This is a genomic window from Microbacterium sp. 05T445 (assembly GCF_056395865.1).
Genome location: NZ_JBFTKJ010000002.1, coordinates 1,082,989 through 1,095,741, shown reverse-complemented (window position 1 = coordinate 1,095,741; position 12,753 = coordinate 1,082,989). Strand labels below are relative to the sequence as shown.

Genomic DNA, 12,753 nt, shown 5'->3' with positions numbered 1-12,753 from the left:
GGCCGAGACGAAAGGCATCGCGATGACCAAGACGAAGACCGAACTGACCCCGCCGGTGAAGGCCGGGCTCGGCGTCCTCAGCATCGTCCAGGTCGCATTCGCGTTCCTGGCGTTCTGGGACCTCGCCCACCGTGACGCGGACGAGGTGCGCGGCCCGAAGCCGGTCTGGATCCCCGCGATCCTCATCAACTGGATCGGCCCGGCGAGCTACTTCCTCTTCGGCATCCGCCGCTGACGCCCGACGGCGCGATACGGGGGTGAACCCCACAGCCTGCGCACAGTCCGCTCAGTAGACTGAGACCCACTCGCGGGAGTGGTGAAATCGGCAGACACGCAGGATTTAGGTTCCTGTGCCTTCGGGCGTGTGGGTTCAAGTCCCACCTTCCGCACGCGAGCTCTCGCATCCTCCGCCGACTGACGACGGGAAACCCATCGTGCACGCTGTTCCCACCGCCCTGATCCCCTGGCTGGATCCTGCCGCCATCATCGACTGGGCAGGCCCCTGGGCGCTCGCCGTGGTGTGCTTCATCGTGTTCGCAGAGACGGGCCTGCTCATCGGGTTCCTGCTCCCGGGCGACACGCTGCTCGTGATCTCGGGCCTCCTGTCGCACCCGCAGGATGCCGCACCGAACGGCATCTTCGGCCTCAGCGTGTGGTGGGTGGCGCTGCTCATCGGACTCGCGGCCTTCTTGGGCGGCGAGGTCGGCTACTACATCGGCCACAAGGGCGGGCCCGCGGTCTTCGAGAAGAAGGAATCCGGGCTCTTCAGCGTCAAGAACGTCGAACGCACCAACGCGTTCTTCGAGCGCTTCGGCGGCCTCACGATCATCCTCGCCCGCTTCGTTCCCATCGTGCGCACGTTCGCGCCCGTCGCGGCGGGCGTCGGCCACATGAACAAGTGGATGTACACGCTCTACAACTTCATCGGCGCCGTGCTGTGGGGCTTCGGCCTCACCATGTTCGGCTACGCCATCGGCTTCATCCCGCCGATCGCCGACTTCGTGGAGCACTACATCGACCTGATCCTGCTGGCGGCCGTGGGCGGCACCGCGGTCGTGACGCTGTGGCACTACCTCCGCGAGCGCAGCAAGGCCAAGAAGGCGGCGGCCGCCGGCCGGGATGTCGTCACCGACCACGCCGAGGCGGAGGCGCTCGTGCTCGACCCCGAGGTGTTCGAGCGCGGCCCGGAGCACGGCGAGGCGCCCAAGGCCTGAGCCCGGAGACCAGGGGCCGCCGTCAGGAGGCCTTCTTCTTCTTCGCCGCGGGCTTCTTCGCGGGCGCCTCGGACTTCGAAGAGGTCGAGGCGGCGGCATCCTTCTTCGCCCCGCCTCCCTCGCGCGCGGCGCGGGACTTCTCGACGCTGGCGCGCAGCGCGGCCATCAGGTCGATGACCTCGCCGCCGGCCTCCTCCTCCTGCTCGCCGAAGGTCTCGGAGGTGTCGAGGGCGTCGCCCTTCTCGAGCTTGGCCTCGATCAGCGTGCGCAGCTCCTCCTGGTACTCGTCGGCGAACTCCTCGGGGTCGAAGTCGCTCGCGAAGCTCTCGACGAGGGATGCCGACAGCTCGAGCTCCTTCGCGGAGATCCTCACCGGTTCGTCCAGCGCGGGGAAGGCGGCCTCGCGCACCTCGTCGGCCCACAGCAGGGTCTGCAGCACCAGCACGTCGCCGCGCACCCGCAGCGCCGCCAGCCGCGTCTTCTGCCGCAGCGAGAATCGCACGATCGCGGTGCGGTCGGTCTGCTCCAGGGTCTTGCGCAGCAGCACGTACGCCTTCGGCGACGTCGAGTCCGGCTCGAGGTAGTAGGCCCGGTCGAGCGTGAGCATGTCGATCTGCTCGCTCGGCACGAACTCCACGACGTCGATCTCGCGACTGCGCTCGGCGGGCAGCGACGCGAGGTCGTCCTTGGTGAGCACGACGGTCTTCTCGCCGTCGTCGTACGCCTTGTCGATGTCGGAGTACGGGACGACCTCGCCGTCGATCTCGCAGATCCGCTGGTAGCGGATGCGTCCGCCGTCCTTGTTGTGCACCTGGTGCAGCGAGACGTCATGGTCCTCGGTCGCCGCGTACACCTTGACCGGGACGTTCACGAGTCCGAACGTCAGGGCACCCTTCCAGATCGCTCTCACCACACCAGTACACACCGGTCACACGCCCCACGGCTACCCTGGGCGCATGGCGGGCGACGAGCAGCTGGTGCGCATCGGCGGCCGCCGCCTGCGCATCACGAACCTCGAGAAGGTGCTCTACCCCGAGACCGGCACCACCAAGGGCGAGGTCATCGACTACTACTCCCGTATCGGCGCGCTGCTGATCCCGCACGTCATCGGACGCCCGGTCACGCGCAAGCGCTGGCCCGAGGGCGTCGACCACCCCGACTTCTTCGCGAAGGACCTCGAGCGCGGCGCGCCCTCGTGGGTGAAGCGGATGCCGATCCCCCACTCCACCGGGACCAAGGAGTATCCGCTGGTCGGCGACATCCCGACGCTCGTGTACCTCGCTCAGGTCGCGAGCCTCGAGCTGCACGTGCCGCAGTGGCGCTTCACGCCGGACGGCGACCGCGGCGCCGCCGACCGGCTCGTGCTCGACCTCGACCCCGGCCCCGGCGTCGGACTCGCCGAGTGCGCCGTCGTGGCCGGCTGGGCGCGCGCGATCCTCGTCGGGATGGGACTCGACCCCTACCCCGTGACCAGCGGGAGCAAGGGCATCCACCTGTATGCGGCACTGCCGCCCGGGCATTCGACCGAGCAGGCGTCGGCCATCGCGAAGGAGCTCGCACGCGCGATCGAGGCCGACCACCCCGACCTGGTGGTCAGCGAGATGGCCAAGGCGCAGCGCGGCGGCCGCGTGTTCATCGACTGGAGCCAGAACAACGGGGCCAAGACGACGATCGCGCCCTACTCGCTCCGCGGCCGCGCACACCCCACGGTGGCGGCGCCACGCACGTGGGACGAGCTCGACGACCCTGGCCTGCGTCACCTGCTGTTCGACGAGGTGCTCGCGCGGGCCGACGAGATCGGCGATCCGATGGCCCCGCTCGGCTACCACGCAGGCGGTCGCGGCTCCGACGACGGCCCCCTCAGCGCCTACATCGCCAAGCGCAGCGCGGGGCGCACCCCCGAACCGGTGCCTGCGAACGCGCTCGGCGCGGCATCCGCGGCCGACGAGCTCCCCCGCTTCGTCATCCAGGAGCACCACGCCAGCCGGCTGCACTGGGACCTGCGCCTGGAGCGCGACGGCGTGCTGGTCAGCTGGGCGGTGCCGCGCGGCATCCCGCCGTCTTCCGCGCGCAACAACCTCGCCGTGATGACCGAGGACCACCCCATGGAGTACGCGACCTTCGAGGGCACGATCCCGCACGGCGAGTACGGCGCGGGCACCATGACGATCTGGGACGACGGCCGATACGAGCTGGAGAAGTGGCGCGACGGCGAGAAGGACGGCGAGATCATCTTCACCGCCGAGGGTCGTCCCGGCGGCCCTCTCGGACGCGTGCGCCTCGCCCTCATCCGCACGTCGGGGGTGGGCGAGAAGTCGCAGTGGCTGCTGCATCGCATGAAGACGGATGCCGCCGGCCACCCGCAGCCCGAAGGCCCGGCGGTCGAGGCATCGGATCAGGCCGATCCGCTGCCGCATGAAGCGCCGTCCCCGCCTCCGCCGTCGCAGCTTCGTCCGATGCTCGCGGTGCATGCGACACCCGGCATCGCCCGCGCGGCCGCCGCGAACTGGGCCGCCGCGCACGGCGACGAGCCGTGGGTCGAGGTGAAATGGGACGGCATCCGCGCGATCGGCATCTGGGACGGCCGCCGGCTGCACCTGCGGGCGCGCAGCGGCAACGACATCACCGCGAAGTACCCCGAGCTCACCCGTGTGGACGCGGGCCTCGGCCCTGAACCGGCCGTCATCGACGGAGAGATCGTCGCGCTCGATGCGCAGGGGCGCCCCAGCTTCCCGCGACTGCAGAGCCGCATGAACCTCTCCAAGCCCCGCGAGATCGAACGCGAGACACCGCGCACGCCCGTCCAGTACTACCTGTTCGACGTGCTCTCGCACGGTGATGCGGATGCCGCGGCCCTGCCGCTGGCGCAGCGTCGCGGCATCCTGGAGTCCCTCGCGCACGAAGCGATCGCCCCGATCGTCGTGCCGCCGGTCTTCGACGACGTCGACGCCGCGCTCGCTGCGAGCCACCGCTTCGGGCTCGAGGGCATCGTGGTGAAGAACCCGGGCTCGCCGTACCGGCGCGGGCTGCGGTCCGAGGACTGGCTCAAGGTCAAGCTCACCCGGACGCAGGAGGTGGTGATCGGGGCGATCCGTCCGGGGCAGGGCGGGCGCTCCGGCGGCATCGGCTCGCTGCTGGTGGGGATCCCGGATGCCGCCACCGGCGCGATCCGCTACGCCGGGCGCGTCGGGTCGGGGTTCTCCGACGCGATGCTCGCGCGGCTCGAGGCTCTCCTGCGGCCGCTGCGCACCGATGAGAACCCGTTCGTGGGTGTGCCCGCCCTCGACGCCCGCGACGCGCTGTGGGTGCGACCCGACGTGGTGGGCGAGGTCGAGTTCGCCGAGTTCACCCCCGGCGGCATCCTCCGCCAGGCGCGGTGGCGGGGCCTGCGGCCCGACAAGTCGCCGGCCGACGTGCACCTCGAGAACTGACGAGCTACGCGTGCGCCTCGTGCTCGACGTGGCCGGCGGGCTCGAGCTGGAAGGTCGAGTGCTCGACGTCGAAATGCTCCGACAGGCAGGTCTGCAGACGGCTCAGGATGCCGGCGGCCCTGCCGTCGGCGAGCGCCTCGCCGTCGACGACCACGTGCGCGGTGAACACCGGCGCACCGCGGGTCAGCTGCCACACGTGCACGTCGTGCACGTCGACGACTCCAGGCGTGGCGACGATGTGGTCGCGGATCTCCTGCACGTGCGTGCCCTTGGGCGCCGACTCGGCGAGCACCGAGACGACCTCGCGCAGCAGCCCGATCGCCCGCGGAATGATCATCGCCGCGATGAACAGCGACGCGATGGCGTCGGCCTGATCCCACCCGGTGGTGACCACGACGATGGCCGCGACGATGACGGCGGCCGAGCCGATCAGGTCGCCGAGCACCTCGAGGTAGGCGCCGCGCACGTTGATGCTGCGCCGCTGGGCCGAGCTGAGCAGCCACATGGCGACCGCGTTGGCCAGGAGCCCCACGATCGCGACGACGAGCATGAGACCGCCGGCGACGTCGGCCTCACCCGGGTTCAGCAGTCGCGAGACGCCCTCGAACGCCACCCACGCCGACAGGGCGATCAGGATGATGCCGTTCACGAGCGCGCCGAACACCTCGGCCCGCTGATATCCGAACGTGCGCCGGTCGTTCGCGGGCCGGGCCGCGACGGTGCTCGCGATCAACGCGATCACGAGGGCCGCGGCATCCGTGAACATGTGCGCCGCGTCGGCGAGCAGCGCGAGCGACCCCGACAGCACCGCGCCCACGATCTGCACCACCATCACGGTGGAGGTGATCCCGAGCGAGATCGCGAGCAGCCGGCGGTTGCCGGAGCCGCGGATCCCGGTGGGCGCATGATCGTGCATATGACCAGGCTATGCCCGGGTTCCCGGCCGACAGCGCCGATCCGCCTAGTCGGGAATGAGTGTGATTCTCAATCGCAGCGCGGTCGCGTTCAGCCGCGCAGGGCGGCCAGCAGCGGCGTCAGCGCGACGAAGGCGCGGGAGCGGTGGGAGGACGCGTTCTTCTCCTCGGCGGTCCACTCGCCGATCGTCCGCTCGGCGGCCGGGTCCTGGCCGTCGGGGATGAAGATCGGGTCGTAGCCGAAGCCGCCGCCGCCGGCGGCCGCGCTCGCCAGCCGGCCCGGCCACACCCCCTCCACGACGTGCTCCTCGGCGGGCGCACCCTCCGCGCCGGGCACCACGACCGCGATCGTCGACACGAACTGGGCCGTCCGGTGCGGATCGCGGATGTCGGAGAGCTGGTCGAGCAGCAGGTTCAGGTTGGCCGCGGCATCCTTCGCATGCCCCGCCCAGTAGGCCGAGAAGACCCCCGGGGAGCCGCCCAGCACGTCGACGCAAATGCCGGAGTCGTCCGCCAGCGCGGCCAGCCCGGTGTGCTGCGCAGCGGCACGCGCCTTGATGAGCGCGTTCTCGGCGAACGTCACCCCGTCTTCGACCGGCTCGGGGCCGTCGTAGCCGATCACCTCGAGGTCGGGACGGGTCGCCGCCACGATCGCCTGGAACTCCTCGACCTTGTGCGGGTTATGCGTCGCGAGGACGATCTGACGCGGCATCCGTCACTCCCCGTCTGCGGGCTGCAGCGCGGCGAGCTGGTGGGTGCGCAGATCGGCGCAGCCGTTGACGCCGAGCTCGAGCAGGGCGTCGAGCTCGCGCTTGTCGAACGGCGCGCCCTCGGCGGTGCCCTGCACCTCGACGAACAGGCCGCGGCCGGTGACGACGACGTTCATGTCGGTCTCGGCGCGGACGTCCTCGACGTAGGCGAGGTCGAGCATCGGCTCGCCGTCGATGATGCCCACCGACACGGCCGCCACCGAGTCGAACAGCACGTTCGCCTTCTGCCCGATGAACTTCTTGCCGCGGCCCCATTCGATCGCGTCGGCGAGCGCGACGTACGCACCGGTGATCGCCGCGGTGCGCGTTCCGCCGTCGGCCTGCAGCACGTCGCAGTCGATCACGATGGTGTTCTCGCCCAGCGCCTTGGTGTCGACGACGGCGCGCAGCGCCCGCCCGATGAGGCGCGAGATCTCGTGCGTGCGGCCGCCGATGCGGCCCTTGACGCTCTCACGGTCGTTGCGCTCGTTCGTCGCGCGCGGAAGCATCGCGTACTCGGCGGTGACCCAGCCCTTGCCCTTGCCCGTCAGCCAGCGCGGCACGCCGTTGGTGAACGACGCCGTGCACAGCACCTTGGTGTTCCCGAACGAGATGAGGGCGGATCCCTCGGCCTGGCTCGACCAGCCGCGCTCGATGGTGACGGGACGCAGCTGGTCGACGGAGCGGCCGTCGGCACGGGTGATGTCGGTCATTTCTCTCCTCTTCGGGACGCGGTTGCCTCAGCCGAGGCGATGCGGAAGGTCGATGGCGCCGGTCTGCACGAGCCGCACGGAGCTGACCTCGCGCCCCATCAGCCGGTGGGCCAGCCGCAGGAACTCGTCGGCCGACGCTCCGGTGGCCTCGTAGTCGTGATGGGGTACGGCATCCGGGCTCGCGAGCAGGTCGCGGGAGACCAGCTGACGGTAGACGTCCTTCGCGGTCTCGGTGTCGCTGGAGACCAGCGACACCTCGGGACCCATGACGTAGCTGATGGCCCCTTCCAGGAAGGGGTAGTGGGTGCAGCCGAGCACCAGGGTGTCCACCCCGGCGTGCCGCAGCGGCGAGAGGTACTCCTCGGCGACGGCGAGGACCTCGGGCGAATCGGTGATGCCCGCCTCGACGAACTCGACGAAGCGCGGGCAGGCCTGCGCGAACACGGTGAGGCGCTCGTTGACGCCCAGCATGTCCTGGTAGGCACCGGAGCCGATGGTGCCGGCGGTGCCGATCACCCCGACGCGGCCGTTGCGGGTGGTCGACATCGCGGTGCGCACCGCCGGGCCGATCACCTCGACCACCGGCACGTCGTAGCGTTCGCGGGCGTCGCGCAGCACCGCCGACGAGGCGGTGTTGCAGGCGATCACGAGCATCTTCACGCCCTGTGCCACGAGATCGTCGAGGATCTCGAGCGAGTAGCGACGCACATCGGCGATCGGCTTGGGCCCGTACGGCGAGCGCGCTGTGTCGCCGATGTAGAGGATCGACTCGCGCGGCAGCTGGGCGGAGATCGCCCGGGCCACGGTGAGCCCGCCGACCCCGGAGTCGAAGATTCCGATCGGCGCGTGGTTCACGATGCCCCAGCCTACGCCAGCCGCTCAGTAGGCTGGCCCGCATGACCCATGGGCAGGCTGCGCGCGCGGGCGCCTCGACCGCACTCCTCACGGATCGCTACGAGCTCACGATGCTCGACGCCGCGTTGCGCGACGGCACCGCCGATCGCCGCTGCGTCTTCGAACTGTTCGGCCGGCGCCTGTCCGGCGGACGTCGGTTCGGAGTGGTCGCCGGCACGGGCCGACTGCTGTCGCTGATCCGCGACTTCCGCTTCGGCGACGCCGAACTGCGGTTCCTGCGCGACGAACGGGTGGTGGATGCCGCCACCCTGGACTTCCTGGAGGGCTACCGGTTCACCGGCTCGATCACCGGCTACCGGGAGGGCGAGCTGTACTTCCCGGGTTCACCCATCCTGACGATCGAGGGCACCTTCGCCGAGGCCGTCGTGCTCGAGACACTGGCGCTCAGCGTGCTCAACCACGATTCCGCGGTCGCCACCGCGGCCGCGCGCATGAGCATCGCCGCCGGAGACCGGCCGCTGGCCGAGATGGGCTCGCGCCGCGCCGCCGAGGAGTCGGCGGTCGCCGCCGCGCGCGCCGCGTACATCGTCGGCTTCGGCGCCACCTCGAACCTCGAGGCAGGGAGGCGCTGGGCCATCCCGACGATGGGCACCGCCGCGCACTCGTGGACACTGCTGCACGACACCGAGGAGGACGCGTTCCGGGCTCAGGTCGACGCGCTCGGCGTCGACACGACGCTGCTGATCGACACGTACGACATCCGCCAGGGCGTCGAGACGGCGATCCGGGTCGCAGGCACCGGCCTCGGCGGCGTCCGGATCGACTCGGGCGACCTGCCGACAGTGGCCGCACAGGTGCGCGCCCAGCTCGACGAGCTGGGCGCGACGGATACCCGCATCACGGTGACCAGCGACCTCGACGAGTACGCGATCGCGGCGCTGGCGGCATCCCCCGTCGACGCGTACGGCGTGGGCACGTCGGTCGTCACCGGCTCGGGCACGCCCACCGCGGGCATGGTCTACAAGCTCGTCGCCCGCCAGGATGCCGCCGGCTCCTGGATCGGCGTCGCCAAGGCGTCGACCGACAAGGCGTCCAAGGGTGGGCGCAAGGCGGCCTTCCGGACGCTCGACGCGGGGACGGCGACCAGCGAGCTCATCGTCGTGTCGGACGGCTTCGAGCCGCTCGACACCGGCGCCACCCACCCCGATGCCCGCCCCCTGCAGGTCGCGCTGGTCGCCGACGGCGAACCGGATGCCGCGCACGAGGGTGCTGCCGGGGTAGAAGCCGCACGCGCGCATCACGCCCGCGTGCGCGAGGAGCTGCCGGTGCGCGGGCTCGCGCTCAGCCGGTCCGATCCGGCGATCCCGACGGTCTACGCCGACGCCGAGTGACGCTCAGCTCTGCAGCGACTCGTAGATCTCTTTGCAGGTCGGGCACACGGGGAACTTCTCAGGGTCGCGCCCGGGGGTCCACTTCTTGCCGCACAGCGCCCGCACCGGCTTGCCGGTGATGGCGGACTCGAGGATCTTGTCCTTCTTCACGTAGTGGGAGAAGCGCTCGTGGTCACCCGGCTCGATGTTCTCTTCTTTGAGGAGCTCTTCGAGCTCGCGATCGAGGGTCGCGATGCCGCCCTGGTCGGGGCTGTCCAGCGGGATGCTCATGGTCTGTCAGTGTAGTCGGGCCCGGCGGCCGCCGGGCCGGAGCGGGTGAGTCAGGTCGACTCCGCGAACTCCATGAGCCGCCCGCCACGACGCTCGAACACGAGCGAGCCGATCACGATGCCCACCACCAGCACGCCGAGGCCGATCGCCAGACCGCCCCACAGCGCCGTCGTGGCGGCATCCGTGTCGCCGTGCAGCGCCAGCCATCCCCACCACAGCACCGGGATCGACACCACCAGGGCGCCGAGCATCACCGCCGCCTGCGCGAACGCGCCACCCGAGCCGGTGCGCTGCGGCTGCTGGAACGGGCTCTCCCCCGGCCGCGAGACCGCGTACGGGGCCACGACCGACGACACGCTCGACAGTCCGAGCCCCGACAGGAACAGCGCGACGCACACCCCGGTGAGCGCCGGCAGCATCGCCCACCGCCCGTGTAGCGAGATCGCGACCGGTACGGCCACCGCCAGCAGCGGGACACCGACGAGCAGCACCGGCACGAGGCGGCCGACGCGATCGGACACACCGCGCACACCGCTGGCGATGTGCATCCACACCGCCGTCGAGTCGTAGGCGAGATCGTCGTGCGGAAGCCACCCGAGGAACAGTGCCGCGAACGGCACCGGTACGAGCGCGACCAGCTCCGGAGGGACCCCCGCGACCAGCAGCGGAACCACGGTGATCACGGCGGCGAAGGGGATCACGAGCCCGTTCACGACATAACGGCGGTCGCCGAACCAGTACACGAGGCTCCGCGCGGCGATCGCTCCGCCGGGGGTTCCCGGCGCGACGCCGAACCATCCCAGCCCGCCCCGCTCGCGCCCGGCGGACGGGCGCTCCGTCGTGGTGAGCACGCGGCGGACGGCCCACACCCACAGCAGGGCGAGCACGACGACGGTGGCCACCGCGACGAGGGCGGTCAGCCAGACGGCTTCGCCGGATGCCACGGCCGCGGGCAGCGCCCACGCGGCGCCGATCGGGGTGAGCGACAGTGCGCGGACGGCTTCGAGCAGCTGCGGCGGCACGTTCCCCCGCCACTCCAGCGATGCGAGGAACACGCCGACCGGGACCACCACGACCAGCACGATCAGAACGAACACGCCCGACAGCTCGCGGGACCGCCGATCCCGGAGGAACAGCGAGGCCAGCGCCGTGCAGAGTCGGGCCAGCAGCGAGCACGTCACCACGCCCAGGATCACGGACAGCACCGCGGTGACGGCGGGCACGCCGTGCTCGACCCACACGATCGCGGCGCAGACGGCCACCGCCAGCAGCGCGAGGATGGGCACGCTCAGCAGCCCCACGACGGCGAGCGTCGCTGCGAGCCGTCCGCGAGGCAGCCCGAACAGCGCGAAGCGACGCGGGTCGAGCGGATCGTCGGCGGCGCCGAACAGCGGCGCGAGCGCGAAGCCCAGCGTCACCGCCGAACCGCCGAGCACCGTGACGGTCAGCACGGTGTCGGTGGCGGCATCCGCCATCGAGAGCATCGCCCAGCAGGCCGCCGCAGTGGCCACCACCAGCAGCACGAAGCCCGTCACCACCCGGGCGACGTGGCGACCGTCTCCGCGCAGCGCGCCGAACAGCAGCGCGAACCTCAGTCGGAGAATGTGTGCAGCCACTCCAGGCCCTCCACGTCGCTGAGGCCCCCGGCCAGCTCGACGAAGCGCTGCTCGAGCGTCAGCTCGCCGCGCACCTCGTCCACGGTGCCCTCGGCGAGCACCTGGCCGGCCACGATGACGGCGACACGCGTGCAGACCCGCTCGACCAGGTCCATGCCGTGACTCGAGAGGATCACCGTGCCGCCATGAGCGACGTACGTGGAGAGGATGTCGAGGATGATCGCGCTCGAGACCGGGTCGACCGCCTCGAAAGGCTCGTCGAGCACCAGCAGGCGCGGCGAATGGATCATCGCGCCGGCGAGCATGACCTTCTTGAGCATGCCGGCCGAGTAGTCCGACACGCTGCGGCCGAGCGCGTCCGCCAGGTCGAATGCGCGTGCCAGGTCGGCGGTGCGGCTCTCGACGACCGCGGGAGGAAGCCCCCGCAGCACGCCGTAGTAATAGAGGAGCTGCCGGCCGGTGAGGCGATCGAACGTGCGCAGCCGATCGGGCAGCACGCCCATCAGGCGTTTCGCGGCGAGCGGCTCGGCGGCGGCGTCGACACCGGCGACGTGGATCGTGCCGCGGTCGGGCTCGATGAGCCCCGCGATCATCGACAGCGTCGTGGTCTTGCCCGCCCCGTTCGGGCCCACCAGTCCGTAGAAGGTGCCCGCGGGGATCGTCAGATCGATGCCGTCGACCGCGTGCGTGCTCCCGAAGCGCTTGGTGATCCCGCGCAGCACGAGCGCGTCGCCTGCGGTGGCAGCCAGTGGCGGGATCCCGAGCGGGACGGATATCGCGTCCTCAGTCACCGGGTCGTCGTCGGCGACAGGCGTCGCCACCGGCGCGACCGCGGGCTCGACGCGAGGCTCGGGCGCGACGAGGGGTTCGGGCACGACGAGCACCGGCGCGACCTCGGACTCGGTCACGTGCGCGAACTCGTCCCCAGCAGCGGGCTCCCCCACGCGCTCAGCATCGACCACGTCCGCGGATTCGGCAAGGGCCGAAGTTCCGGCGGCGGGCTCTCCCTCGGGCTCAGGCTCGGGTACCGGCCGCGCCTCGGCCTCGGCCTCGGGTTCCGGTTCGAGTTCCGGCACCGGTTCGGGCTCCGGCGCGGTGTCGAGCTCCGGCGCGGTGTCGAGCACCGGCTCCGGCTCCGGTTCGGGCTCGAGCACCGGTTCGGGCTCGAGCACCGGTTCGGGCTCGAGCACCGGTTCGGGCTCGAGCACCGGTTCGGGCTCCGGAAGATCGACGGGCACGTGCTCGACCTCGGTCATCTCCGGCAGCGGCGGGCGCGGCGGAACCACGATGCCGGCGGCGGCCATGTCGGCCAGTTCGAGATCGCTCGGCAGCGGCGGAGGCGGACCGGGATCGATCGTCGCCTTCTTCGCCGCAGGGCGCTTCTTGCGCGGAGCGGACTTGCCGCCCGCAGCGGAACGCGGCGCGCGGGGCGGGCGGCGGGGTTTTTCGGGAGCCGGCGACACGGAGTCGGACAGGCGCACGACGCGCGCGCTCGCGTGACCGTCCGGCTCTTCCGGATCGATGTCATTCGGCACCGGGAGGGAGGCTGTCACCCGACCAACGTATCAAGCGGGCCTGGTCGTACGGCCATTCGTCTCGC

12 protein-coding genes and 1 tRNA gene are annotated in these 12,753 nt (G+C 71.2%); 5 read left to right on the top strand and 8 right to left on the bottom strand.

The genetic code is table 11. The features are described 5' to 3' along the window. Positions 1-22: 22 nt before the first annotated feature. From AC1DDU_RS14595 to AC1DDU_RS14585, 3 genes are all read left to right on the top strand, one after another. Positions 23-235, top strand: a complete 213-nt coding sequence (locus AC1DDU_RS14595; RefSeq protein WP_477435307.1) for a PLDc N-terminal domain-containing protein — start codon at positions 23-25, stop codon at positions 233-235. A 72-nt stretch (positions 236-307) separates the two neighbouring features. Then, positions 308-389: transfer RNA gene (locus AC1DDU_RS14590), tRNA-Leu, on the top strand. Positions 390-434: 45 nt separating this feature from the next. Beyond that, the gene (locus AC1DDU_RS14585) at positions 435-1,214 is read left to right on the top strand and encodes a DedA family protein (RefSeq protein WP_477435305.1); all 780 of its coding nucleotides are present in this window, start codon (positions 435-437) and stop codon (positions 1,212-1,214) included. Positions 1,215-1,236: 22 nt separating this feature from the next. On the opposite strand, the gene ku is transcribed toward AC1DDU_RS14585, so the two are convergent. Then, on the bottom strand, positions 1,237-2,124 hold the full coding sequence (gene ku / locus AC1DDU_RS14580) for a non-homologous end joining protein Ku (protein ID WP_477435303.1): 888 nt from the start codon (positions 2,122-2,124) through the stop codon (positions 1,237-1,239). A gap of 46 nt (positions 2,125-2,170) precedes the next feature. Here ku and AC1DDU_RS14575 point away from each other — a divergent pair, with 46 nt between their 5' ends. Then, positions 2,171-4,645, top strand: coding sequence for an ATP-dependent DNA ligase (locus AC1DDU_RS14575; protein ID WP_477435301.1), 2,475 nt, complete (start codon positions 2,171-2,173; stop codon positions 4,643-4,645). A gap of 4 nt (positions 4,646-4,649) precedes the next feature. On the opposite strand, the gene AC1DDU_RS14570 is transcribed toward AC1DDU_RS14575, so the two are convergent. The 4 genes from AC1DDU_RS14570 to murI form a co-directional block, all read right to left on the bottom strand. Next, entirely contained in the window at positions 4,650-5,561 is a 912-nt protein-coding gene (locus AC1DDU_RS14570; protein WP_477435299.1) for a cation diffusion facilitator family transporter, read from the bottom strand. 89 nt (positions 5,562-5,650) lie between these two features. Further along, positions 5,651-6,271, bottom strand: a complete 621-nt coding sequence (gene rdgB, locus AC1DDU_RS14565) for an RdgB/HAM1 family non-canonical purine NTP pyrophosphatase (protein WP_477435297.1) — start codon at positions 6,269-6,271, stop codon at positions 5,651-5,653. 3 nt (positions 6,272-6,274) lie between these two features. After that, positions 6,275-7,021: a ribonuclease PH gene (gene rph, locus AC1DDU_RS14560; RefSeq protein ID WP_477435295.1), complete on the bottom strand. Its 747-nt coding sequence runs from the start codon at positions 7,019-7,021 to the stop codon at positions 6,275-6,277. 27 nt (positions 7,022-7,048) lie between these two features. Next, positions 7,049-7,876 carry a glutamate racemase gene (murI, locus tag AC1DDU_RS14555; RefSeq protein ID WP_477435293.1) on the bottom strand — a complete coding sequence of 276 codons (828 nt, stop codon included), beginning with the start codon at positions 7,874-7,876 and terminating at the stop codon, positions 7,049-7,051. Positions 7,877-7,917: 41 nt separating this feature from the next. On the opposite strand from murI, the gene AC1DDU_RS14550 reads away from it, so the two are divergent. After that, positions 7,918-9,267, top strand: a complete 1,350-nt coding sequence (locus AC1DDU_RS14550) for a nicotinate phosphoribosyltransferase (RefSeq protein ID WP_477435291.1) — start codon at positions 7,918-7,920, stop codon at positions 9,265-9,267. Between the two features lie 3 nt (positions 9,268-9,270). Here the strand turns inward: AC1DDU_RS14550 and AC1DDU_RS14545 are convergent, their stop codons facing one another. From AC1DDU_RS14545 to AC1DDU_RS14535, 3 genes are read right to left on the bottom strand one after another with little or no spacing between them, the layout of a single operon-like run. Continuing rightward, positions 9,271-9,537, bottom strand: coding sequence for a DUF3039 domain-containing protein (locus AC1DDU_RS14545; RefSeq protein WP_477435289.1), 267 nt, complete (start codon positions 9,535-9,537; stop codon positions 9,271-9,273). A gap of 50 nt (positions 9,538-9,587) precedes the next feature. Then, entirely contained in the window at positions 9,588-11,153 is a 1,566-nt protein-coding gene (locus tag AC1DDU_RS14540; protein ID WP_477435287.1) for a hypothetical protein, read from the bottom strand. Continuing rightward, positions 11,129-12,706: an ABC transporter ATP-binding protein gene (locus AC1DDU_RS14535; protein WP_477435285.1), complete on the bottom strand. Its 1,578-nt coding sequence runs from the start codon at positions 12,704-12,706 to the stop codon at positions 11,129-11,131. Before AC1DDU_RS14535 ends, AC1DDU_RS14540 begins: the two co-directional genes overlap by 25 nt. Positions 12,707-12,753: the final 47 nt, after the last annotated feature.